This window comes from Salmonella sp. NW722 (genome assembly GCF_051702785.1).
In the GTDB taxonomy this organism is placed as follows: domain Bacteria; phylum Pseudomonadota; class Gammaproteobacteria; order Enterobacterales; family Enterobacteriaceae; genus Salmonella; species Salmonella enterica.
On sequence record NZ_JAMMIN010000002.1, the window covers coordinates 654861 to 679185 of the forward strand.

At 52.3% G+C, this 24325-nt stretch carries 17 protein-coding genes; 6 read left to right on the forward strand and 11 right to left on the reverse strand.

The features are described from left to right. Window positions 1–12: 12 nt before the first annotated feature. The 5 genes from lhgO to NA330_RS07535 all read right to left on the reverse strand — a co-directional run bounded on the left by lhgO (window position 13) and on the right by NA330_RS07535 (window position 5535). A complete protein-coding gene (gene lhgO, locus NA330_RS07515; protein ID WP_023242181.1) occupies window positions 13–1281 on the reverse strand; it encodes an L-2-hydroxyglutarate oxidase in 1269 nt (422 codons plus the stop codon). Window positions 1282–1306: 25 nt separating this feature from the next. Beyond that, entirely contained in the window at window positions 1307–2284 is a 978-nt protein-coding gene (glaH, locus tag NA330_RS07520) for a glutarate dioxygenase GlaH (protein WP_000993100.1), read from the reverse strand. A gap of 302 nt (window positions 2285–2586) precedes the next feature. Continuing rightward, the gene (locus NA330_RS07525) at window positions 2587–4101 is read right to left on the reverse strand and encodes a tripartite tricarboxylate transporter permease (protein WP_000382034.1); all 1515 of its coding nucleotides are present in this window, start codon (window positions 4099–4101) and stop codon (window positions 2587–2589) included. A gap of 10 nt (window positions 4102–4111) precedes the next feature. Continuing rightward, window positions 4112–4546 carry a tripartite tricarboxylate transporter TctB family protein gene (locus NA330_RS07530; protein WP_001574835.1) on the reverse strand — a complete coding sequence of 145 codons (435 nt, stop codon included), beginning with the start codon at window positions 4544–4546 and terminating at the stop codon, window positions 4112–4114. An 11-nt stretch (window positions 4547–4557) separates the two neighbouring features. Beyond that, on the reverse strand, window positions 4558–5535 hold the full coding sequence (locus tag NA330_RS07535; RefSeq protein WP_000744413.1) for a Bug family tripartite tricarboxylate transporter substrate binding protein: 978 nt from the start codon (window positions 5533–5535) through the stop codon (window positions 4558–4560). Between the two features lie 154 nt (window positions 5536–5689). Here NA330_RS07535 and tctD point away from each other — a divergent pair, with 154 nt between their 5' ends. The 3 genes from tctD (at window position 5690) to NA330_RS07550 (ending at window position 8912) form a co-directional block, all read left to right on the forward strand. Next, window positions 5690–6364 (forward strand): transcriptional regulator TctD, encoded by a 675-nt coding sequence (tctD, locus tag NA330_RS07540; RefSeq protein WP_001237934.1) that lies wholly within the window; start codon window positions 5690–5692, stop codon window positions 6362–6364. After that, the gene (locus tag NA330_RS07545) at window positions 6351–7766 is read left to right on the forward strand and encodes a sensor histidine kinase (protein WP_080164319.1); all 1416 of its coding nucleotides are present in this window, start codon (window positions 6351–6353) and stop codon (window positions 7764–7766) included. The genes tctD and NA330_RS07545 overlap by 14 nt, the downstream gene beginning before the upstream one ends. 132 nt (window positions 7767–7898) lie before the next feature. Next, window positions 7899–8912 (forward strand): HoxN/HupN/NixA family nickel/cobalt transporter, encoded by a 1014-nt coding sequence (locus NA330_RS07550; protein ID WP_080164320.1) that lies wholly within the window; start codon window positions 7899–7901, stop codon window positions 8910–8912. A gap of 719 nt (window positions 8913–9631) precedes the next feature. On the opposite strand, the gene NA330_RS07555 is transcribed toward NA330_RS07550, so the two are convergent. Together NA330_RS07555 and NA330_RS07560 are read right to left on the reverse strand one after the other, a co-directional pair. Beyond that, entirely contained in the window at window positions 9632–10528 is an 897-nt protein-coding gene (locus NA330_RS07555; RefSeq protein WP_000701504.1) for an antimicrobial resistance protein Mig-14, read from the reverse strand. Between the two features lie 293 nt (window positions 10529–10821). Beyond that, the gene (locus tag NA330_RS07560; RefSeq protein WP_000178739.1) at window positions 10822–11751 is read right to left on the reverse strand and encodes a VirK family antimicrobial peptide resistance protein; all 930 of its coding nucleotides are present in this window, start codon (window positions 11749–11751) and stop codon (window positions 10822–10824) included. A 517-nt stretch (window positions 11752–12268) separates the two neighbouring features. Here NA330_RS07560 and pipB2 point away from each other — a divergent pair. The 3 genes from pipB2 to NA330_RS07575 all read left to right on the forward strand — a co-directional run bounded on the left by pipB2 (window position 12269) and on the right by NA330_RS07575 (window position 16531). Beyond that, window positions 12269–13321, forward strand: coding sequence for a type III secretion system effector PipB2 (pipB2, locus tag NA330_RS07565; RefSeq protein ID WP_023242180.1), 1053 nt, complete (start codon window positions 12269–12271; stop codon window positions 13319–13321). Window positions 13322–13494: 173 nt separating this feature from the next. Then, window positions 13495–13827: a hypothetical protein gene (locus tag NA330_RS07570; protein WP_077684053.1), complete on the forward strand. Its 333-nt coding sequence runs from the start codon at window positions 13495–13497 to the stop codon at window positions 13825–13827. A 529-nt stretch (window positions 13828–14356) separates the two neighbouring features. Beyond that, on the forward strand, window positions 14357–16531 hold the full coding sequence (locus tag NA330_RS07575; RefSeq protein WP_023242179.1) for a TonB-dependent siderophore receptor: 2175 nt from the start codon (window positions 14357–14359) through the stop codon (window positions 16529–16531). 41 nt (window positions 16532–16572) lie between these two features. Here NA330_RS07575 and NA330_RS07580 read toward each other — a convergent pair whose 3' ends face one another. The 4 genes from NA330_RS07580 to iroB form a co-directional block, all read right to left on the reverse strand. Then, window positions 16573–17508, reverse strand: a complete 936-nt coding sequence (locus NA330_RS07580) for an alpha/beta hydrolase (RefSeq protein ID WP_023242178.1) — start codon at window positions 17506–17508, stop codon at window positions 16573–16575. 31 nt (window positions 17509–17539) lie between these two features. Continuing rightward, complete coding sequence (locus tag NA330_RS07585; RefSeq protein WP_023242177.1) at window positions 17540–18784, reverse strand: esterase family protein; 1245 nt, start codon at window positions 18782–18784, stop codon at window positions 17540–17542. A gap of 109 nt (window positions 18785–18893) precedes the next feature. Then, complete coding sequence (iroC, locus tag NA330_RS07590; protein ID WP_023242176.1) at window positions 18894–22550, reverse strand: salmochelin/enterobactin export ABC transporter IroC; 3657 nt, start codon at window positions 22548–22550, stop codon at window positions 18894–18896. Window positions 22551–22630: 80 nt separating this feature from the next. Further along, the gene (iroB, locus tag NA330_RS07595; RefSeq protein WP_023242175.1) at window positions 22631–23746 is read right to left on the reverse strand and encodes a salmochelin biosynthesis C-glycosyltransferase IroB; all 1116 of its coding nucleotides are present in this window, start codon (window positions 23744–23746) and stop codon (window positions 22631–22633) included. Between the last annotated feature and the right edge of the window lie 579 nt (window positions 23747–24325).

Below are 24325 nucleotides of genomic sequence, written 5' to 3' on the forward strand. Positions count from 1 at the left end.
CTGTCTGAAGGGTTAACGGGTAAATGCGGCGTGTAGTGCGTCCACGCTGCGTGCCGCACGCAGCGTACGTCCGGGGTTGCTCTGGCTTGCGCGTAGCGCCTGAACTTTGCTGACGATATGCGCGCCGATAGGTATCGCGGATGTCGCCGCCGGGGAGGGGGCGTTACAGGTGTGAATGGAACGCGGCGTCGTGACAAACAGAAAATCATCAATCAGTTTGCCGTCCGGCGAAACCGCCTGCGCCCGCACGCCTGCCGGCCAGGGCTGGAGATCGTTGACGGTCAGGCTGGGGCAATACTTTTGTACTCGCCGCAAATAGCCGCTTTTGCACAGCGAGTTTTTCATCTCGCCCAGCCCGGAAAGCAGATGGTTTTGCAGTACGCGGCGAATGCCGGCGGAGCGGAAAATCTCCAGGGTGTCGGTGAAGGAAACGTCGCGCTTACGGTAGCCTTCGCGTTTAAGCGCCAGCACCGCATTCGGCCCGACCGTAACGCTGCCGTCGATCATGCGGGTAAGATGGACGCCGAGAAACGGCATTGCCGGATCGGGGATCGGGTAGATCAAATGGTTAACGATCCGGTTGTGTCGCGGGGCCAGACGAAAGTACTCGCCGCGGAAAGGGCAGATAATAAAACCGGGCTCCACGCCCAGCATTTTGACCAGCCGATCCGCCATCAGTCCTGCACAGCCGATAAGCGTAGCGGTTTCTATTTCCCGACCTTGCGAGGTGCGAATAACAACGCCAGCGGCATGTTCTGTTAGCGCGCTGACCTCGGCATGGTAGATGATCTCGCCGCCTTTGGCCTGAAAGCGGTTCGCCATGGCCGTCGCGACATCGCGATAGCTGACAATCCCGCTGGAAGGGACAAAAATTCCGCCCAGGCCAACGATATTGGGTTCGCGTTCACGCAGCTCCGCCGCGCTTAACCACTCGCGCTCTAAGCCGTTGGCCGCCGTCCGCTCCCATAGCGCGCGCATCCGCGCCATTTCCAGCTCCGAGGTGGCGACCAACATTTTGCCGCAGGTGTCGTAGCGGATGTTGTTTTGATCGCAAAAGGTTTTGGTCGCCTGATTGCCTGCCAGACAAAACCGCGCTTTGAGGCTGCCGGGCGTGTAGTACACCCCGGCATGGATCACGCCGCTGTTATGCCCGGTCTGGTGGCAGGCTGGCGCGGGCTCTTTTTCCAGCAACGCGATGCGCGCATCCGGGTAGAGATCAATAAGTTGCATGGCGGTCGACATGCCGATAATGCCGCCGCCGATAATCACAAAATCATACATCCGCGTAATTCCTTCGCCGTGGCGCTTATTGGTGAGTTTGATAATGGCTGGCGGCGTAGGCGAAGTAACCGCGCTGGCGCATCAGTTCGCGACGCAAGTCAGGATGCGGCGTAAAACGATCGCGTCCATGTAGCCAGAACAGATTGTTAATCAACAGGAATTTGCCGACCGGTACCGGCACGGAGAGGATGTTTTGACTGGTTTCCAGCGCGTCTGAAAGCTCGCTGAGCCAGACGCCTTCTTCAAAGTCTTTTGGCTGGACGAACTGGTCGATATAACGCATGACCGGGCGGCCTTGTTGGTCGACATCAAACACCGGGTGCCAGACGTCATGGCTAACATTCTTGCTTGGCGGCGCCGCCCAACGCATGACGCGACGCGCCAGCGGATGGGTAAAAAACGACTCCAGATGTTCCCAGTCATCAAGGTGCAGCAGCAGCGAGTTACCGCCTTCCATATTTTGTTCGTCGATTTTCATCATCAGCACGTAGTCGGTCACCTCCTCAACATAGGTACCGTCATTGTGCAGTTCCATTACGCGGTGGGGCTGGCGCAGATAACTGTCGGAGTTGTCGACGTTTTTGACCACGAAACGCGCGTAATACTGGCCGCTCATCGCATCGTAGTTGGAGCGACCAATAAGATGCGCCACCGCCGTCGCCAGTTTGACCATCTCTTCTGCCTGTGCGACATCATCGATCCCTTCGGCGCTGATCAACAGCGCGCCTTGTGCACGGTTGAGGAGCGTTTTGATCAACAGCGGTTGTAGCTGATTGCCGCACAGATCGTCGAGGATCTTGCCGATTTTGAAACGTAAGAAAGATTTGTATTCCAGCGCCTGCACCGGCCACTGCGCAACCTGATGGAGAAATTGTCTTGTGGTATCCGCCGTAAACGTTAACGCCAGCAGGCGCGGCGACTGCGCCGAAGGGGCAAGGGTGAAACCAGTATGGCGTTGGGCTAAATCATCTGTGTTCGCTTTTACGGCAGTCAGTGCATTCATCAGAATCATTCCTCTCGGTAGATGGTCAGGGAGACATGGCGATGCTCATTTCGTAGCCATAAATTAAAAATATCGACATTTTCCAGAAACGCGTATGAAATAACCGCTTTTGTTTAATTATTGTGATCAAAAACAACAAATATTTAACAATACGAAAGGTGAGGTTAGCGGCGCCACGAGCCTGACAACGGCAAGAAGGGGTGTAAAATGAGCGAGTTATGGAAAGAGTGATGCTGGCGGGGTTGCCCGGCCTGGCACATGAGCGCGTAGGCCGGACAAGTACAACGTATTTCAGCAGTCAATTAACCGGCGTCAACCTGCGGTTTACGGCTGTGTTTACGGATCAGACGTAACACTGGCGGTACGACAATGACCATGATCGCCATGATCAGCAGGGCTTTGGCAACGCCGCTTTGCCACAAAATCGCCATATTGCCGTTACTGATGGAGAGTGCGCGACGCAGGTTTTGCTCCAGCATTTCCCCCAGTACGAATCCCAGGATCAGCGGCGACATGGGGAAGTGCATTTTACGTAAAATGTACCCTAACACGCCGAGCGCGACCATCAGCACCAGATCGAAGGTGGTGCTGTGTACCGCATACACCCCTACCGCCGATACGGCAGCGATGGCGGGTACCAGGAACCACAGCGGAATGGTGAGCATACGGGTGAACAGACCGATCAACGGGATATTCATGATCAGCAGCATCACGTTCGCAATCAGCAGCGCAGCGATGAGTCCCCAGACGATATCCGGCTGTTCGGTGAACATCGCCGGGCCTGGCGTGATGTTGTACAGCGTCAGCGCCCCCATCATCACTGCCGTAGTGCCGGAACCGGGAACGCCCAGCGTCAGCATCGGGATGAAGGAGCCGCAGGCAGAGGCGTTGTTTGCCGCCTCCGGCGCCGCGACGCCGCGAATATCCCCTTTGCCGAAGCTATCGCTGTTGCCACTGAGTTTTTTCTCGGTCATATAGGTAATGGCGCTGGCGATGGTCGCCCCGGCGCCGGGCAATACGCCGACAAAAAAGCCGATTACCGAAGAACGCAGGGTGGTGCCGATACACTGCGCGCCTTCTTTCAGGTTGAACAACATTCGACCCGTTTTGCGGACCATTGTTTGCCCGCTGCTGGTATGTTCCAGCATTAAAAGTATTTCTGATACCGAGAACAGGCCGATCACCACGACGATAAACTGTACGCCGTCGGAAAGATGAACGCTGTCAAAGGTAAAGCGATAAACCCCGGTGTTGGCGTCCACGCCGACGGTCGCAAGGCCAAGACCGATCAGAGCTGCCAGAAATGATTTAAGCGGGTTTTGCGCCATCATGCTGCCAAGACAGGCGATGGCAAAAACCATTAAGGCGAAATATTCCGCCGGACCAAAGGCCAGCGACCATTGCGCCAGTAAAGGGGCGAACAGAATGATGCCGCCGATAGCGATTAATGAACCGAAAAACGAGCTGACTGCGGAAATCGACAGCGCTACGCCGCCTTTCCCTTGCTGCGCCATTGGGTAACCGTCCAGCGCCGTCATGATCGCCGCCGCATCGCCGGGGACGTTGAGCAATATGGAGGAGATCCTGCCGCCATACTCACAGCCAATGTACACCGTCGCCAGCAGAATTAGCGCCGACTCCGCAGGCAGATGCAACGCAAAGGCCAGCGGCAGTAAGATTGCCACGCCGTTGATCGGTCCCAGGCCCGGCAGCAGACCGACGATCGTGCCCACGAAGCAGCCAATCAACGCGATAACCAGGTTTTCCGGCGTCATCGCCACCGCAAAGCCCTGAGAAAGATATATCCAGGTATCCATCGTTGCTCCGTTAACTCAGCCAGGCGCCGAGAGGTAAGGTGACATCAAGCAGCCGGTCAAAGGCATACCACAGCAGAATACCCAATACCGCGCCGGAGATACCCGCCGCCGGAATCGTGGCGCCGAACAGCATCCCGATAACCATGGTGAGAAGCGCGGTGGCGATGGGAAAACCCAGCCATTCGAATCCCCAGGCATACATCAACAGGATGATGATCATGGTAATTAGCTTTTGCAGAACATGGCGGCGCGGCCAGCTAACCGTGTCGGGATGGCGCAATAACAGCGCCAGCGCGCAGAGCGCCATCAGGCCGATAATCCCCAGCGGAAAAGGGCGGGGGCCGACGGGTTCATAGCTGTATTCGCTTTGGATCTGCCAGGCGATGAATAGCCCGGCGATACAGAGCAACAGCCAGATACCCGCAAAGATACGATCGCTCATCATTGCCTCCGCGATTATTTCGCGAGTCCGAAGGCTTTCGCCTGTTCACGGTAATCAGTAACCTGTTTTTTCACGTAGTCATCGAGCTGCTGGCCGGTCATGTCGAACTCAAACAGGCCGCGCAGATCGCGCTGCTTTTTAAACTCGTCGGTTTGCTGAAGCTTCTTGAAGGTATCCACCCACCACTGGTAATCGGCATCGCTGACTTTGGGCCCGACGTAGAAGCCGCGAATAATCGGCCACACCAGGTCGTAGCCCTGTTCTTTAGCGGTAGGGATATTGGCAAGCTGGCCCGGCAGACGATTTTCTGAAAAGACGGCAAGCACGCGGATTTTGTCGCCGCCCAGATAAGGCACCATTTCACTGAGATCGCCGGAGACAACCTGAACATGGTTGCCCATTAATGCCGTCACCGGCTCGCCGCCGCCCTCAAAGGCAACGTAGCGCATCTTGTGCGGGTCGACGTTCGCCTTTTGCGCCAGCAATGCCGACTTCATCCAGTCCTGGCTGCCAATAGAGGCGCCAGCGCCAATGACCACGCTGTTGGGATCTTTTTCCATCGCCGTCATCAGATCTTTCAGCGTTTTCCACGGGGAATCCGCACGCACGGCGATCATGCCGTAATCAGTGCCCACGCTTGCCAGCCAGCGCACATCATCCACGCCGTAGCGACCAAATTTCCCCTGCGACAGGTTGAGCAGCGAACCGCCGGAAAAGGCGACCACAGTCCCGGGTTCGCCAGGGCGTTGAGCGACTATCGCGTTATAGGCCACAGCGCCGACGCCGCCGGGCATATACGTTACCCGCATGGGTTTCTCGATAGCGCCAGTCTCCAGCAAACTCACCTGAATCAGCTTACAGGTAAGGTCGAAACCGCCGCCAGGTTTGGCTGGTGCGATACATTCCGTTCGCGACGGTGCCTCCTGCGCCAGAACAGAGGTACTCATTAATAAAATGCTTGCAGTAAGGGTACGAAGTAATTGTTTTTTCATTTTTTATCCTCACGCCGGACGTCCGGATTTTTCAGGTTCGGAAGAAGATTTTTGTGATTATGTGAGCCGACATGTAGCAGTTCGGTTGCGTGATTGTTAAAACAATAACCTTTCAATTCCCTTTCAATGCGGCAGAAACTTTACAGGATGTGATATGCGTCTCTTATTGGCGGAAGATAACCGTGAGCTGGCTCACTGGCTGGAGAAAGCGCTGGTGCAAAACGGCTTTGCCGTGGACTGCGTATTTGACGGCCTGGCGGCTGACCATCTTCTGCACAGTGAAATGTACGCGCTGGCGGTGCTGGATATCAATATGCCGGGAATGGATGGACTGGAGGTGGTGCAACGGCTGCGTAAACGCGGTCAGACCTTGCCCGTTTTGCTGCTCACGGCGCGAAGCGCGGTGGCGGATCGTGTAAAAGGTCTCAACGTCGGCGCCGATGACTATCTGCCGAAACCCTTTGAACTGGAAGAGCTGGATGCTCGTTTACGGGCCTTGCTGCGACGCAGCGCTGGTCAGGTTCATGAAGTTCAGCAACTGGGTGAATTGATCTTTCATGATGAAGGGTATTTTCTGTTACAGGGACAGCCGTTAGCGCTGACGCCGCGTGAGCAGGCGCTCTTAACCGTATTGATGTACCGACGAACGCGGCCGGTTTCGCGTCAGCAGCTTTTTGAACAGGTGTTCAGCCTGAACGATGAGGTAAGCCCTGAAAGCATCGAACTTTATATTCATCGACTGCGTAAAAAACTCCAGGGAAGCGATGTACGAATTACGACGCTGCGCGGCCTGGGTTATGTGCTGGAGCGCGGCGATGAAGTGGGTTAAGCCGCAATCGTTGTACCTGCAACTCTTGCTGTTCCTGGGGTTGCCGCTGATTCTGCTATGGGGGCTGTCGGCGTTTAACAGTTATGTCAATGCGCTACAGGCCGCCACTCAGGCTTATGATCGTACGTTGCTCTCCTCGGTGCGAACGGTATCGGAACGGCTGGTGGTGCGCAATAACCATCTGGAAGTTAACGTGCCCTGGGTGGTGCTGGATAGCTTCGAGCTTAATATGAATGATCGACTCTATTACAAAGTCGTCGACCCTTCCGGAAAGGTCATTTCCGGTTATGACGATCTGCCTGCCATGCCGCCCGCTACGCCTCGTACCCGGCTTTATCCGGCGCTGGCGTGGTTCTATCATACCGAGTATCGCGGCGAGGCGATCCGCGTGGCGCGTTTGCTACAGCCGGTCAACGAAGGCGGCATTATCGGCATGGCGGAGATTTATGTCGCAGAGACGCTGCAGTCCCGTCGTTATCTGGCGGGCCAACTGCTGTTCTCTTCCTGGATCTCACAGGGTCTGCTGGTGCTGCTAACCCTGGTGCTGGTTGGCTGGTTATTACGCCGGATCCTGCGCCCTATGCGTCAACTTTCGTCATTAATGGTACGTCGCGAACCGGGTCTGTTAACGCCGCTGCCGGAACTGCTGCCGTGGTCGGAAACACGCTTGTTAATCGTGGCGTTTAATCGCTACATTGACAGGCTCCGAGGCATCCTTTCCCGGCAGGAACGCTTTAGCGCCGATGCTTCTCACCAGTTAAAAACGCCGCTGGCGGTGTTAAAAACGCAGGCGGCGGTGGCGTTAGCCAGCCAGCACCCTCATCACTGGTACGAAAGTCTGCAGGCGATGAGCGTAACGCTGGATAGCACCATTCAGCTCACGGAAAGATTGTTGCAACTTTCTGCGGTAAAGCATAAAGAGCAGGGCGAGCGGCGTTTTTCCCCAGTGAATCTGTACGATATCGTACAGAGCGGCTGCTTTACCCGCCTGGCGCAGGCGCGAAGTAAACATATCGACCTGGGCTACGAAGGCGAACAGGAAGCGATGTGGATCGAGGGGGATGAGGTACTGCTTAGCGAGCTGTGCGGAAACTTGCTGGATAATGCGCTGAAATACACGCCTGAGCAAGGCATCGTCACCGCGCGGCTTGAACGAGATGGCGATGCCGTGACGCTGGTTGTCGAAGATAGCGGCCCCGGCATTGATGATGAACACATCCATCTGGCGCTACAGCCGTTCCACCGGCTCGATAACGTAGGAAATGTGGCCGGGGCGGGCATTGGTCTGGCTTTGGTCAATGATATCGCACGCCTGCACCGTACTCATCCCCATTTTTCCCGTAGTGAAGCGTTGGGAGGGTTATACGTTCGGATACGCTTTTTAAGCCTTGTTCCGCAGTAATGCGCACAAATGTGTCAGCGGTAAAGCACGTTTACAAAAAGTCGCATCTTGATGTGTGACGTTTTAATCAAATGATCATACATTCCCCCTACAAACCGTAGCGTTAATTAAAAATATAGTGGGTGCAGGGGCATGAATAATTATACTAAACGACGGGGAATAGCATTAACCGTCTTTCTTGTCGGGGTTAACATCCTGGCCTGGATTTGGGCGTTCTGTGTTTTTCATCACCATGCAGTCATGCTAAGCGCAGCCATACTGGCGTATAGCTTTGGGCTGCGTCATGCGGTTGATGCCGATCATATCGCAGCCATCGATACCGTCACCCGTAAACTGATGCAGCAGGGTAAAACGCCTTTAGGCGTGGGGGCGTTTTTTTCATTGGGTCATTCGACCATTGTCGTTCTGGCATGTCTGGCGATTGTTGTGACGTCGATGGCATTTCGCGATCGTATTGATGTTTTGCATCAATATGGTTCGTTGATTGGTACGGCTGTTTCCGCTTTTTTTCTGCTGGCGATGGCCCTGCTTAACCTGTTTATTTTGTTCAACGTCTGGCGGCAATTTCGCTCGGTTACCCGTGGCGAGTCAGTGAGGGCGCATGACGAGGCGATACCTGGCGGGCTGATGACGCGTATATTTCAGCGTACGTTTCGTTTGGTCACTTCCAGTTGGCATATGTATTTTGTCGGTTTTCTGTTTGGTCTGGGATTTGATACCGCAACCGAGGTTGGGTTGCTGGGCATTTCCGCTTCAGCAGCCAACCAGGGGCTATCTCTCTGGTCGATGATGATTTTTCCTGTGCTGTTTACCGCCGGGATGGCGCTGGTGGATTCCCTGGATAACTTTGTCATGGTCGGCGCTTACGGTTGGGCTTTCTCGCATCCATTACGTAAGCTTTATTATAATATGACCATTACCGCCGCATCCGTCATTGTCGCGCTGGCGATTGGCGGGCTTGAGGCGCTGGGGTTGATTGATGATGCGTTACAGTTAAGCGGAACATTTTGGCAGACCGTCAGCACGCTTAACGATCATATGGGGAATGTGGGCTTCTGGGTAGTGGGCGCTTTCGTGCTATTCTGGCTGCTCTCGTTGTTGAATTATCGCTGGCGCGGCTATGATAAAATCACCCTCAATACCTGATTGATTTCTGTAAAAATAGCATTTCGGCAGTGGTGTCATATCATTGCCGAAGCATTTTATCTCCTGAGAGTATATTCTTCCCGGTAAGTGCGTTATTTTTCATGCTTGCCTTTCGTTATCAATTTAAGCAATCCGATATAACATACAATACCAAAAATAATAATAACAGTTGTATACCCAAGAATCAGCCAGTCTGCATGTGTCATAATATAATCCAGTTATCAGGTATCCCGTGTTAAGGCGATCTTTAAGCCTGTTGTCAGCAAGAACCACTGTACCCGTTCAGTGCTGTTGGCAATAACGTATTGTTTATGCACAAGAGCGTTGTTACAAATAACGTATACATTGAGCATAGACCTCACCTACATTTTTGTAATGCCATAAAGTAAGGCTACACCTTTAATCTACTGACGGTATGCCAGGCCAGAAGAGATAAAAGGGTAGTTGTCATCATCATCTGTTCCTGACGCCAGGTTAATGACACACACATATGAAAATGTATAACCGCTGCACGCTTTTTAGCACGTTATCTGTAACATACCGTGTTAATCAATTCCATAAAACCGAGTATAGTGTAAGTGAATTTCGAGTAATTGTCATTATGATTATATGGTGGTTAACTTATTTTTTAAATTCTGATTAAATTTCGTTTTTTATCAGTTCATCAGGATTTATGAAAAACCTGGGCGTAAAAACATATTTACGTCCAGGCTTTCTTCTTAGCAAATCGATTTCCCGGTAAAATAGGGGGTCGACCACATGCGCTTATATTCCCATTCAGGCCTTAGTATGCCGATGGAAAAAAGCAATTTTTTTTGTCTTTCCTGGCAGTAATGTCTGGCGCGGTTAATATTTAGCCACATCAGTATGCTGCCGGGACTGAGTGGCCTGAACTCATTTTTAATTGCACCATTCGATACGTCAAAGTAGACGTTCATCTGGCTTTCAGATTTCAGTACGATATCAAATGCACAAGGTATCCCTTCAATATAAAGAATATGCCCAAACAGAAGGTGATGCAGTTGACTAAAAAAGGTGGCAAGGTTATCAGCGGGATAGCAAGATAAAGTATTGCCGAAACGAGACTGAAATAACTCGATAAAAATATGAGTCAGTTCATCAGAAGAACAATCAGCAACGCTTTTTACACTACCGCCTTTTTTAAGAAATTGCTGATATTCATTACGGCGTCTTTTTTCAAACTTAGAAGAGAACGTTTCTTTGACCAGACAATTTTGTTTCTTTCTGGTGAGTTTCCATATGGCATTGCGTATTTGTGGCTGATGCAACGCCGAAAGCCGGTTAGTACGATCGGGTAAGAAGCAGCGTAAATCTGGTGCCATCGGAATAAGTATCTCATCTGACGATAGCGGGAAGGTTCTGCGCGTCAGGATGCCAATATTCTGATCATTACAGATAAAGTAGGCGCCTTTAATCTTATCATCTTCTTTATAGTGGAAGAATTTAAAATGCCAGTTATGGCGCTTCATAAAATAATCCACAATATCTGGGTGCATATTGATACTACCGCCGTATTGCGTAAACACCTCCCGGTATAGGGCAAAGGAAGACGGCTGCCAGCGGGTTAATATACGCTTAACTTCTTGTATTTTCACCAAAACTCCTGACTTAGCTTACTGAAAATTCTATTTTGTATTATTTTTTTGCTCAACCAAATAAAAATGTGACAAATGTTTAGCTTGTATTTAATGGTTAACATGCTAATCGATGACGTTATGGTGAAGGGAATAAGATTAAGATGTTGATCATAGCATGAGTGAAAGCGACGGTTTAATGCCGCGCTTTTCACTCGCAAGCCATTCTGTATTTAACCATCCAGTAGCGATACAGATTTCAAAGAGATCCGCTGAACGGTAGCAGGATCTGCACATCCGCGTATGAAATAGTTCTACCGGGAGAGGCTGTTAACCTCTTGTATTATTGTATCCAGAATATGATAGCGTTTCCGATACTCTGCGCGTTTTTTGCTGGGGATACTTTCAGGCGCTTTACGCATCACCTGTGATGGCAGATGATATAAGGCACCTTTCTTAACGCCGTTTAGCGACTCCCAGAATTCACTATAGCTGGCCACAAAAGTTTTTTTCTTCTGGAATAAGTACCGGAGTTGACGATAAACATGGTTGTTTTCACTTACCGCATAAATCTCGTCGACATTACAGGCCAGCATCAATGTCGCAAATGCTTCATACAGCATCCGTTTAGGAAAGAGACCGTAACAATCTTTGGTGGCGTTACGTATGACTTGTGGGCCGACATGTTTACTGGGCCCTTGTAACCCGGCAACCAGCGCTATTTGCTTCCCTTCATGGCGGATAAAGGAAAATGATAAACGTGCCAACGGCGTATCATTGAAGCACAGCGTTAATGTCAGTTCACCTTCCCTGTCATAGCCACAGGGACCGCAGTAGATATCCACCAGAGCGCCGTTTTTTCCTTCCAGGTGAGCGAGCAAGATTTGTTCCTCGGACAGGAGGATCTTTTTAATTTTATTTTCCGGAAAGGACTGAACGAACTGGTAGTGTTCCAGAATAGCTTTTGCCCGGCAACGTATGCTAAGCCCGGTATACAAATAGGGCCGCTGGATTTTTGCCGGCAACAGTGGACGATGAATGATCAGCGTTCTGGGCTGAGACAGATGGCATAATTCATTGAAGTATTTAATTGTCGTTACGGGGTTAATAAGGCAACGTAATACAAATTTATAGCGAAACTTACGCTCTCCCCAGCGTTTATGGCGATAAGGCGTCTGCGCCATGACTTCTTTTAACATTAATAATGGATTATATCTTTCCATATCACTTTGCTGCATCGTCATACTACGTCCCTACTACTCGATAGACTTATAACCGAGACGGTAGCCTGATTGAGTTAAACGTAAAGGCAACGAAGAAGGCCTGTACAGACGACGTTGTTAAACAGTTTATCAATGGCAGCAATAAAACGCCTGAACACGCTTTTTAATAGATTTTCTGCTAATGAGTGGGATGAGTCCTGAGCGTAGTATTAAAACGAATGCCGTGTTTATTATTTTAAATAATGTTTATACTCTAAATAATTCGAGTTGCAGGAAGGCGGCAAGCGAGTGAATCCCCAGGAGCTTACTAAAGTAAGTGACTGGGGGGAGGGAACGCAGCCGCAGCACATGCAACTTGAAGTATGACGAGTATAAGCCAATATATTTATTTAGCTGGTATTGTGTAAGCCAGACAGCAAAGCGTCGTGATACGTTATTATGTAACCAGACGCAAAGGGGGTATTCACCTTATCTCTAAATGCAAATCTATATGATAAATTTTATCATGTACTGTGTTGCTCTCTCTGGGAGAAAATATATGCAGCGTTCACTCGGTAGTCTGGCCGGTATGGCTACATCTGCTTTTGGCGCGGGGACTTCTGCTGCTATGCGGCAAGCTACCTCTCCCAAAACTATTCTGGAATATATCATCAACTTTTTTACCTGTGGTGGGGTACGTCGGAAAAATGAAGCACAATATCAGGAATTGATAGACACTATGGCTGATACATTGAAAAGTTCAATGCCTGACAGAGGTGCTCCGTTGCCAGAAAACATCATACTGGAGGATATGGATGGGTATCGTGTCGAATTTAATCTTCCTGGTGAGAATAACGAAGCTGAACAAGTTATTGTACGGGTCAGTAAAGGCGACCATTCTGAGACGAGAGAAATTCCGCTTGTCTCTTTTGAAAAAATATGTCGAGTTTTACTATTCAGATACGAATTTTCTATCCCTCAGGATTCTGTAATGTTAACTGCCCAGGGAGGCATGAATCTTAAAGGTGCTGTCCTTACCGGAGCAAATCTGACGGCAGAAAATTTATGTGGCGCAGACCTAAGCGACGCAGATTTAGGGGGGGCAGTACTGTTTATGGCGGATTGTGACGGTGCAAATTTTAAGGGTGCAAATCTATCGGGAGCATCATTAGGCGACAGTAATTTAATGAACGCCTGTCTGGAACATAGTATTATGTGTGGCGCTACCCTCGATCGCGCTAATCTTACTGGCGCCAATTTACAATACACAAGTCTGTTAGGCTGTAGCATGGTAGAATGTCTTTGCTCCGGTGCAAATATGGATCACGCTAATATTTCAGGCGCAACCCTTATACGTGCTGATATGAGCGGTGCGACATTACAGAGTGCTACTATAATGGCTGCTGATATGGAAGGCGCTATCTTAACCCGGGCAAACCTGCGAAAGGCGAGTTTCATTTCTACGAACCTGGACAGGGCTGATTTGGCTGAGGCTAATTTAAATAATACCTGTTTTAAAGATTGTACACTAACCGATTTGCGTACCGAAGACGCCAGAATGTCTACAAGTACACAAACACTCTTTAACGAATTTTATAGTGAAAATATTTAGCCTTTTTGACGTAAATCTGAAATAAAAGCAATGTAAGAATAACTATCTGCTACTGAATAGTAGCTGAGAGTTAATTATTTACAGTATCTTTTATTATTACAGGAGTATGCGACGGTAAAAATATCTGAACAACCATTTCTATTTTCTCAAGTAGAACTTCCAACTAAAGCGAATTGTTTGAAAAGGAAAACGTTATGCCTGGATGTATAAGTGCCTGTTCGTGCGTTGCCAGCCCGACGCCTCCCGATCCTAAGGCCCCCCCTAAGCCTAAGTGGATAGAGTTAAAAGGTTATTGTGTTACATGTACTAGTCAGGAGGATATTCGTCCACCTAAAGCGGGTGAACCAAAGCAAAAAATGACACCCAGCGAGTTAGTGCTGTTACGAGGTCTTTTAAAAGACCTGGGGGTAACACAACATCCCTGGCAAGACCCGACAGTAAAATCCACTAACTGTGGGTTGCCATATTTTCCAGTAGATCCTGGAGAACGAGAAACCGATGTCTGACGGTTTTCTGTCTGCAAAGCGCCTGATAATTATTACCAGGCGCTTTGTATTTTGGAGCCAACATCACTTTCATTGTCATATATCGAATGACTACAATCGTATCCGATCCCACCATTACCCAGACGGAAAGTCGCTGGCAAACTGTAAGAACGGTTCGCCGTCGGCAGGGAAGCGGCGGTGAACCCTGAACCGCGCTATACCATCTTATCTGGTTGTTTATTATCATTAATGCTTTGAAAAATAATTAATTTCCTCTATTCCTGTTTTGTAAAACCTTCGTTCAGTAGGCGCATTCTGCCCCCTTCCCGGATTTACTGGCAAAGTGGAGCCCGGACAGAGAGTCATATTGCAAAATCCCGTTTCTGTTTTCTTATTACCAGATTTTTGCGGTCGAAAGATTGCCTTTCTTTTAATTGAATGATAATTATTATCATTGGCATATGATAATAATTACTATATAGCCGTAACCTGGCAAGGATGTGAGCTTGAGGGCAACAGCGCTACTTTAGACATTATTTAGGGAATGGGTATGAGAGTTAAGAAGTACATCTGGTTAATAACCGTGGTTTCTACAGGGATTAATAGTCCATTATCAGCAGCAGAATCTACAGACGACAACGGCGAAACGATGGTGGTTGAATCCACTGCCGAGCAAGTATTAAAGCAACAGCCGGGCGTTTCGATTATTACTCGTGACGATATTCAAAAGAATCCTCCCGTTAACGATCTTGCCGATATTATTCGTAAGATGCCTGGGGTTAATCTTACCGGCAATAGCGCCTCGGGGACGCGCGGAAATAACCGACAAATTGATATTCGTGGTATGGGGCCGGAAAATACCTTAGTGCTGATTGACGGCGTGCCGGTGACGTCGCGAAATTCGGTTCGCTATAGCTGGCGCGGAGAACGCGACACCCGTGGCGATACGAACTGGGTACCGCCGGAGATGGTAGAACGTATTGAAGTGATCCGTGGGCCCGCCGCCGCGCGCTATGGCTCCGGTGCCGCAGGTGGGGTGGTGAATATCATCACCAAACGCCCCACTAATGACTGGCACGGTTCGCTGTCGCTCTATACCAACCAGCCGGAAAGCAGCAAAGAAGGTGACACCCGGCGGGGTAACTTTAGCCTTAGCGGCCCGTTGGCTGGTGATACGTTGACGATGCGCCTGTACGGTAATCTCAACAGAACCGATGCCGACAGCTGGGATATTAACTCCTCCGCCGGGACCAAAAATGCCGCCGGACGGGAGGGGGTCACCAATAAAGATATTAATAGCGTCTTCTCATGGAAAATGACCCCGCAGCAAATCCTTGATTTTGAAGCGGGATATAGTCGGCAGGGGAATATTTATGCTGGCGATACGCAAAACAGTACTTCAAACGCGGTTACCAAAAGTCTGGCGCAGTCCGGGCGGGAGACCAATCGCCTGTACCGGCAGAATTACGGTCTAACTCATAACGGCATCTGGGACTGGGGGCAAAGCCGCCTGGGGTTCTACTATGAAAAAACCGATAATACCCGCATGAATGAGGGGCTCTCCGGCGGCGGCGAGGGGCGTATTACCAACGACCAGACGTTCACCACTAACCGCCTGACCTCGTATCGCACCAGCGGCGAGGTGAATGTCCCGGTGATATGGCTATTTGAGCAAACGCTCACCGTCGGCGCGGAGTGGAACCGCGATGAGCTGAACGATCCTTCCTCTACCAGTCTGACGGTTAAGGATAGCAATATCGCCGGGATTTCCGGTTCGGCGGCTAACCGTAGCAGCAAAAATAAATCGGAAATCAGTGCGCTGTACGTTGAAGATAATATCGAACCCATGGCCGGTACCAATATTATTCCGGGCCTGCGTTTTGACTATTTGAGCGAATCCGGGAGTAATTTTAGTCCCAGTCTTAACCTTTCCCAGGAGTTAGGTGAATACGTCAAGGTGAAAGCCGGTATTGCCCGGGTCTTTAAGGCACCGAACTTGTATCAAACCAGTGAGGGGTATTTACTCTATTCGAAAGGCAACGGTTGTCCAAAAGATATTACGTCGGGCGGCTGTTACCTGGTCGGTAATAAGAACCTCGATCCTGAAATTAGTATCAATAAAGAGATTGGGCTGGAATTTACCGTAGACGATTACCACGCAAGCGTCACGTATTTCCGTAACGATTATCAGAATAAGATTGTCGCAGGTGATAAGATTATTGGCAGAAGCGCATCTGGCGCTTATGTATTGCAGTGGCAGAACGGCGGTAAAGCGCTGATTGAAGGTATTGAAGCCAGCATGACTGTTCCGCTGATGCCGGACCGTCTGAACTGGAATACCAATGCGACTTATATGATCGCTTCTGAGCAAAAAGATACCGGCAATCCCTTATCGATAATCCCGAAATATACGGTGAATACCTTCCTCGACTGGACTATTACCAGCGCGCTCTCCGCTAACGTCAACTGGACGTTATACGGCAAGCAAAAACCGCGAACACATGCGGAGTCGCGTAGTGAAGAGACCAAAGGATTGTCCGGGAAAGCGCTGGGGGCTTACTCACTGGTCGGCGCTAACGTTAACTACGATATCAATAAGAACCTGCGTCTTAATGTCGGTATCAGCAATATCTTCGATAAACAGATCTATCGCTCCGCCGAAGGGGCAAATACCTATAACGAACCGGGGCGGGCTTATTATGCCGGTGTGACGGCCTCGTTTTGATGGATTATGCCCGCCGCTGGCGGGCATATTCTGGCGGCGGGTTAATGACAGCGTGGTTTTTGGCTTGCCGGTTCGCGACTGATATCCAGCAATGCACTGCGAAAAGAGGCGTTAAACATGGGCCCGTGGCCCAGGTCCGGGTAATGCTGCAGGGCCGCGTTAACGCCGTTGTTCTCAAGCGTTCTCACGGTCTCCTGAACTTTTTGCAGGAGCTCGGCCATCTGGCGTTGCCTGCTATCCCCATTCGACGCTGAACCTTCCATTATGATGAGTTTTTTATGGCAGAACAGCGACGGCTTCACTGTCGTAAGGCGATTCAACAGGACAAAGTTATCCCTGCTGAGTGACGGGCTGGCGCTGTAATAGATATGAAAGAAGGATGACGACAGCCAGGAGTCCAAAGCGAACAGGCCGCCATAAGAATGTCCCCATACCCCGCGCCGTTCGGGGTTGATGGTTATTCCTTGTTCCACCTGCGGCGCGATATGTCTCTCCAGTAGCTGGCGGAACGCTGACCCGCCGCCGGTTTTACGATGAAAACGCGGGTTATTTTCACTGCCATCGCGCTTGATTCCCGGCGCTGGCGTATAGTCATAAGCTCTACCGTTAAGATCAAACGGCAGGTTAGTTTGATAGCCAATCGCCACAATCACCGGCGGCGAGTGGTCTGCCAGCTGTTTGAGCAGCGCCTCCGGCAGCCTGTCCATCACTGCGTTGCCGTCCAGCATATATAAGACAGGATAACCCGACGGCGGGGCGGCTTTGTTGGGAATAGCGGTCCATACCCGGTAATGTCTTGCGCCATCGGCAGATTGAAAGTCATTGACCCTAAAATGGTAATATCCCGAACCTTTATCAGCAATATTCGGCCCTAATGGCTGCATATCCGGCTGCGCATAACTCAGCGCGCTAAAACAAAAACTCACTAACAATAGCGCCATGCGATAGCACTTGTTGTGGTACTGGCGACCATACATCGGATGTTATTCCTTTTTGGCAGGTGAAGTTTTATCGGGGCAGTAGACGTAATCCGTCAATCAGCGCGCCGCGCCACCAGGCATAATCGTGACCGCCGGTGTACACGCTGCAATGGCTTTCAACACCGGCGGCGCGCAATTTTTCATGCAACTGTTTGACCTGCGGGACCGTCGAACCTTCCAGCGATCCCACGCACAGATGCGTACGTACGGCTGGCGAGGGCGCGGATAACACATGTTCGCTGACCCATGAGCGCTCTTCTGCGCTGAAATGGGGCGGGCGATTGCGGTTGTCCGGCGTCCACCACATTGAGGGGGAGTGGCTCAGCACCAGGCCGAAGCTCTCTGGCGCGTGGCGGGCCGCCATCAGCGCGGTCACGCCGCCGAGGCTTTGCCCTGCCAGCACCGTTTGTGTACGGTCCGCCCACCGCCGTTCCGGGTAGTTGGCGCGAAGGGTTGGCAGCAGGCGTTCGGCAATGTCGAGCACCAGCTCGCGGCGACCGCCGAGGATTGCGACGCGTTCACCCGCGTTGATGTTATCAATGCCGAGTACGGCCACCGGCGCGATGCGTCCGCTGCGGATGGCGGCGTCAATGGCGGCGCTTACCCCAAGATGGTCGAACCAGATCTCGCCATCCGTGAGTACCAGTAAGCCCAGCGGTTGTACGACAGGAACGTCAGGAAGATACAGCCGCACACGGCGACGTTGTCCGGCGAGCCGATGTTCTGAGGTGAAAAGCTGCCCGGCGTAAGCGCGACAGCCTGACCACTCCTCCTGTGTCGGGGCATGATCCAACGCCAGAACGGACTCCTGCGTATTACCCCGAACATTTATTCCCGGCGTGCTGTTCAGCGGGTCCGCCTTCCCGACAAGGGAGGCGAAACGGCTTCCAAGCTGCAACACCGTCTCGTCCGGGGTTTCCGGTGGTATTTCGACCATCGTATAGGAACCGCAGTAGGACGCTGGTAAGCGAAGCGTCAGATGCCAGATATCCGTTGTGGGCAGTTGCGTCATCATACCTTTCGCCACGTTATCTTTATCGGTGACACGGTTCAGGCGAACATAAACCCCCCGCAGAGGAGAGGCGGCACGCCACAGGAAGGTGACTTCCCGTTCATCGTCTGCGCCGTTAATGGCTGTCACCAGCGGCAGCGCGAGCGAGTTTGCTTCTCGCCAGAAGTGAGAAGCGTCAACCTGGCTTCCGGCGGCGAGTTGGCGGCGAAGGCGCGTAGCGGTCTGTATAGCGACAGGAGCGACGGGCGGGCTCAGTCTCATTCTTTGTATTCCATCTCATTTATATTTCGGTCAGTATCAATAGCTAAAGCGGCTGTTACAGGAACAGCCGCTTGCGGGCTTTCTTTTGCGTAAATCGTGGCGATAAAAACTATCCTATGACCTCTCCTTGCGTATCGCGTGTCTGGCCGATGCTGTCCCGCCACAGACGAGCATACAGGCCATGAGCCGCTATCAACTGCTCATGGCTGCCATATTCAGCGATACATCCTTTATCGATTACGACAATAACATCGCAGCGACGAGCGGTGGTCAGCCGGTGCGCGACGATAAGCGCGATGCGTTTCTCGGTATGCGTCACTCCGGTAAGCGAGGTTATTAAGCGCTCCTCGGCGCTGCGGTCGATACGTGCTGTCGCCTCGTCGAGCAGCAGAATGTGCGCCTGCGCCAGTTGGGCGCGGGCGAGGGCAATCAACTGACGCTGGCCCGCGGATAGATCCGTGCCGCCGTTATTGACCGGAGTACGAAACCCCAGCGGCAGATGTTGCACAGTTTCAAAGAGTCCCGCCTGTCGCGCCGCGATCTCCACCTCCGTGTCGCTGCTGTCTGGCCGCGAATAGCGGATATTTTCGGCAATATCGCCGCTAAATAATGCGACATCCTGAGTGACCAGCCCCGTCTGGCGACGATAATCACTAAGCGACGCGGCATCAATTAGGCGCTCACCGACACGGATTTGCCCGCTGCCGGGAGAGTAGAGCCCGGCCAGCAGCTTGATCAGCGTCGATTTGCCAGCGCCGCTACGTCCGACCACCGCGACTACCGTTCCTGGCGGAATGGTGAGCGAGAGATTATCAAGCACTGGTTGCGTTTTTTCGGGATAGCGGAATGTCAATGCCTCCAGACGTAGCGCGCCGCCAGTGCCAGGCGTTATGGAGGACGGTTCAATATTCTCCGTTTCCTCAGTCGCCAATAGCGCATTGATATGTTTGCCGCTGGCGGTCGCCTGCTGCCAGGAATCAACAATGCCTGACAACTGCTGTACCGGGCCATAAAATTGTCCCAGTAGCAGGAAGAACGCCGCCAGTATCCCGGGCGTCATTTCGCCTCCGGCGACCCGGGTCGCCCCGATTAAAAGCACGGCGGCATAGGCGGCCTCGGTGCAGAAGGTCAGGAACGGAAAATAGACAGCAAGGTATTTTTGCGCCCGCACGCGGGTGGCGCGGAAGTTGTCTGATAACGCCCGTAGCCTGGCGGCTTCCTGCTTCTGTTGACCGTGTGACTGCACTACCCGCATACCGGAGACCTTTTCCTGAAGCGTACTGTTCACCTTACCAATTTCCAGCCGTGCCTGGGCGTAGGCAGGCGAGCTCAAACGGCGGTAAATCCACGTCGCCAGTATCACTACAGGTACGGCGCTTAATGCCGTTAACGCAAGAATGGGGTCAAGCCAGAACATTGCCGCGGCGATAGCGACCATCGTCACGATGCTGGTGGCCGCGCTGGCAAGACCGTTTTGCAGAAATCGGGCGAGTGAATCAACGTCGACGGTCATGCGAGTAAGACGCGAGTCGATGTGCTTCTCGTGCCAGGGAAGACTCAGGCGTAGCAGGTGGCTGAAGCTGCGTAAGCGTACCGTATGCTGTACCGACTCTGCCGCGCGGGCGGCGAAGATCGTTTGCAGCGCATAGCAGCACCAACCGATCGCTACCAGACACAGCGCGAGCAGAGCGCATATGCCAATAGTCGACATATCCCCTGCGGCAACGCCTGAGTCAATACCGCGCTGCAAAAGCACCAGCACGCCAACGCCTGCGGCGGAATCAAGCGCGATAAGCAGGGCGGCGATGACGAACATCCAGGCTACTGGCGTCAGCAGCGATGAGACTTGACGCCCGTGGCCTGCCAGCGCCATCTGTACGGCGCGTTCTGGAACGCGCGTCATCCGGTCGACAAAACCTTTTCCGGCGGTTGTCTGGCGCTCATGCGCGTCGTCGGATTTTACCGCCTGCGTTGTTGGCCATAGCGTACGTTGTTCTGCCGGGGCAAGGGCGAGAAAATCCCCCTCGCCGCTCATCAGCGAGCGAAACGTCGGACACCTTGCATCCAGCTCCGCCTGGGTACCGATATCCACGACGCGGCCTTTATCCAGCACGACGATCCGATCGGCTAACTGCAGTGTTGAACGGCGGCGTGCAATCACCAGCAGCATATGCTCATTATCGGCATAACGACCAAGAGCCGTGTTAATTTCCGCTTCAGTACCGGCATCGACCGCCGAGGTGGTGTCATCGAGAATCAGCAGTTCCGGCGCGGTAATCAGTGCCCGGGCTAGCGCAATACGCTGGCGTTGGCCGCCGGAGAGGTTGCTTCCGCGTTCGGTCAGTCGGGTGTTGAACCCCTGCGGTAGCGCATTGATGAACCCGCTGGCGCCTGCGGCATCGGCGGCGCGTCGAATGTCGTCCTGAGTCGCTTGCGGGTGCCCATAGGCGATGTTTTCCGCCACCGTACCGGCAAACAGAAACGCGTCTTCAAACACTACGCCAACGCGACGACGAAGCGCCGTCAGTTTCAGGTCGCGAATATTCTGTTGACCCGTAGTGGTGTTGAGCCATACTCCGCCGGAGGTGGGATCGTAAAAGCGCGCCAGCAACATCAGCAACGTTGATTTCCCGGAGCCGGATGCGCCAACCACCGCCACGGTTTCACCGGCGTGAATGGAAAACGAGATCTCATTGAGGATACGGTTACCGTTGTCGTAGTGGAAACTCATCTTCTCCACGTCCAGCCCGATAATCTGACCTTCAACCGACTCAGTACCGTCTTCCATGCGAGAACGCGTGTCGATAAGCGCGAAGACGCGCTCCACCGACGCCTGTGTGCGCTGTGCGATAACCAAAAACGATGCCAGTACGCGGGTAGGGCCGGTCAGCATAGCGAGAAAACTCGCGAACGCAACGAAGGTTCCCAGATCGATGCGCCCATTCATTACCGACCAGCCGCCATAGCACAGCAGGACGATTTGCCCTATCACCGGTAGCGCCAGCATGGTTGCGCCCGGCATCGCCTGCGAGATAGCGGCGCCGATGCGTACTCGCACCATTTGCCGCGACTGACCATCGAGCCAACGCGTTTCGCGTAACTCCGCCACGCAGGACTTCACCACTGAGATCTGTTCCAATACTTCGCGCATATGCTCCGTCATGTGCGCCAGCCGGTCTGAGGCAAGCCCCGTTTGCGCGAAAACACGGCGACGGGCGCGCAGGGCGGTAATAGCAAGGGCGGCCAGTACGCAAATCACGATAAGCGTCATGGATGGCGACATCCATAGCATCACCGCGATACCGGCCACATAGTAAGTGAGCACCGCCAGCGGCACCGGACACATCTGTAGCAAGGTGTGTACCTGTTGAAGATCGCTGTTGGTACGCGAAATGACCTGCCCGGTACGCAAGGCGTCCTGGCCTGCGCCGTCCAGTTTTTGAATACTGTCGAACGCACGGCTACGTAACGTATGCTGAACCCACAACGAGAGTTCTCCGGCATAGCCGCGGCGCACGTAATTCCCGATAAAATCAAAAAGGGCAATTAACAGCAGGCCGCAGGCAAGTAACGGCAGGTGGGTCGTATCGCCTGCTATCGCGTCATTGACGGCCTGACGCGTTATTAGCGGCGTCAGCGCAGCCAGTAAAATGGTCGATACTGATGCTACGATGACAATGATGCTCAGTGTTTTACGTTCCCAACACACGCGGGCAAGGCGAACTATCCAGGCACGAGCGGGCATGGGGGAATGAGTCGCGGGCATTAAGCCTCCTTATCGGTGAAAGATGAGTTATGGCGACACACGCTGGGTTCAGCCGCCATATTGTCATTGCGCTGCCGCGGTTAGCCGTGTTGCAGCATGGCGATCAGTTTTTTTGCCACCTCGGTCGGGCAAGGCTGGGCCGCCATTTCCGCCGCGACCTCCTGCGACGCCTCGCGAAGCGCGTGATTATCGAGGAAGGTATTGATCATGCTGCTCGTAAGTCCGCTTTTACCGGGAATAATGCCGCATCCGCGCTCGACCACGGCGCGGGCATTGACGGGTCTGTCGGCACCCTGGCCAAAGACTATCTGCGGAATGCCGGCATGCAGCGCCGTCAGGGTGTTGCCTGCGCCGCCATGGTGGATAAAACCGTCGGCGCCGTTAAGGAAAACGCCCATCGGAAGCCAGTCGACCAGACGGACATTCGGCGGCAGTGAACGTAAATCCGAGCGGGCGTTTGCCGGAAGATGCAGGATGATTTCGGCATCTACTTCGCCGGCAGAATCCATTACCCAGGAAATCAGATCCAGGCCATCCACCATCGGTTTGACGGTGCCGAGGCTGACCAGAAGACGCTTGCGATCAGGTGTACGTTCCCACCATTCTTCCCAGACGGCGCCGCCGTTATACGGGACGTATTGCATGGAGATAACCGGCTCTCCGTCATTTTGCAGTATGCTCATGCTGGGCGGTGTGACGTCTATCCACGCCAGATCTCTTGGTGGCGCGCTGACCCCATGGCGGCGGTAGGCGTCAGAAAGTGATTTCGTCACGCCTTTGATGTGCCAGGGCGTATGACCGAAGCCGACGGTTTGCATCACTACCGGAATGTCATACTTAGCGGCAATCAGTGGTCCAACGACCCCAAGGGGAGGGTAGACGATGAGATCTGGTCGCCACTGCCCGGCGAACGCGACCAGCGGGTCAGTCATCTCTTCGCTGAAGAATGAGAAGTTCCCCATTTTTGTTCCAATGTTATTTTCTTTTCGCAATGCCTCCTGACGGCGATAACCCGCTTCCGAATCGAAACCAGGCGCAGCGTCAAATACCACCAACCCAGCTTCGGCTGCTTTCTGTGCAAATTTTCCACCGCTTGCAATCAGCACTTCATGGCCATTAACACGAAACGCTTGCGCCAGGGACAGCACAGGGTATAGCAGTCCATACAGTGGGGGACCGACAAACAGAATACGCATGAGAAATCCTCTCTCTCCACGTCATACATCGAACAAGTTGTTAATGAGAATGATAATAATTACCAATATCATTTGTAAAATGCAATAACTAATACGACACTTGAGCATGTGATGATTTTTTGCGTAAAAATCGGGAAAGAGGAGAGCGTTAAGCGGTGAAGTTTGGTTTCAGGCTTATTTACGCGCGTATGGTCGCGAAGGCAAAGCGTCAGGATTGGGGAACTGGATTCGCATACCAGACGCCCGTGGATTATTAATGATAACTTCGCAAATAACCTTTCAGACAATGAGGTAAACGTACCGACAACAAGGTAACGGGAAACGTAGGGAGTAGTATTGATAACGCGTTGCGGGGCAATTTAATGGTGTCCGGCGGCAGATCGTGTTCTGTGTGGACTTTCCGTGCAGTGATGTGACGGACGCCTCTTCCTAAAGTAGTCAGTGCCATACTTTTAATGACTGCATTAATCCTGGCGTTAAATCCTTTAATTTGGTGGACGTAAAGTGGACATAGACAACAAAAAGGGGCTACGTATTCACGTTGCCCCTTGTTTTATTTGCTGGCGTCCTTGTAATTGG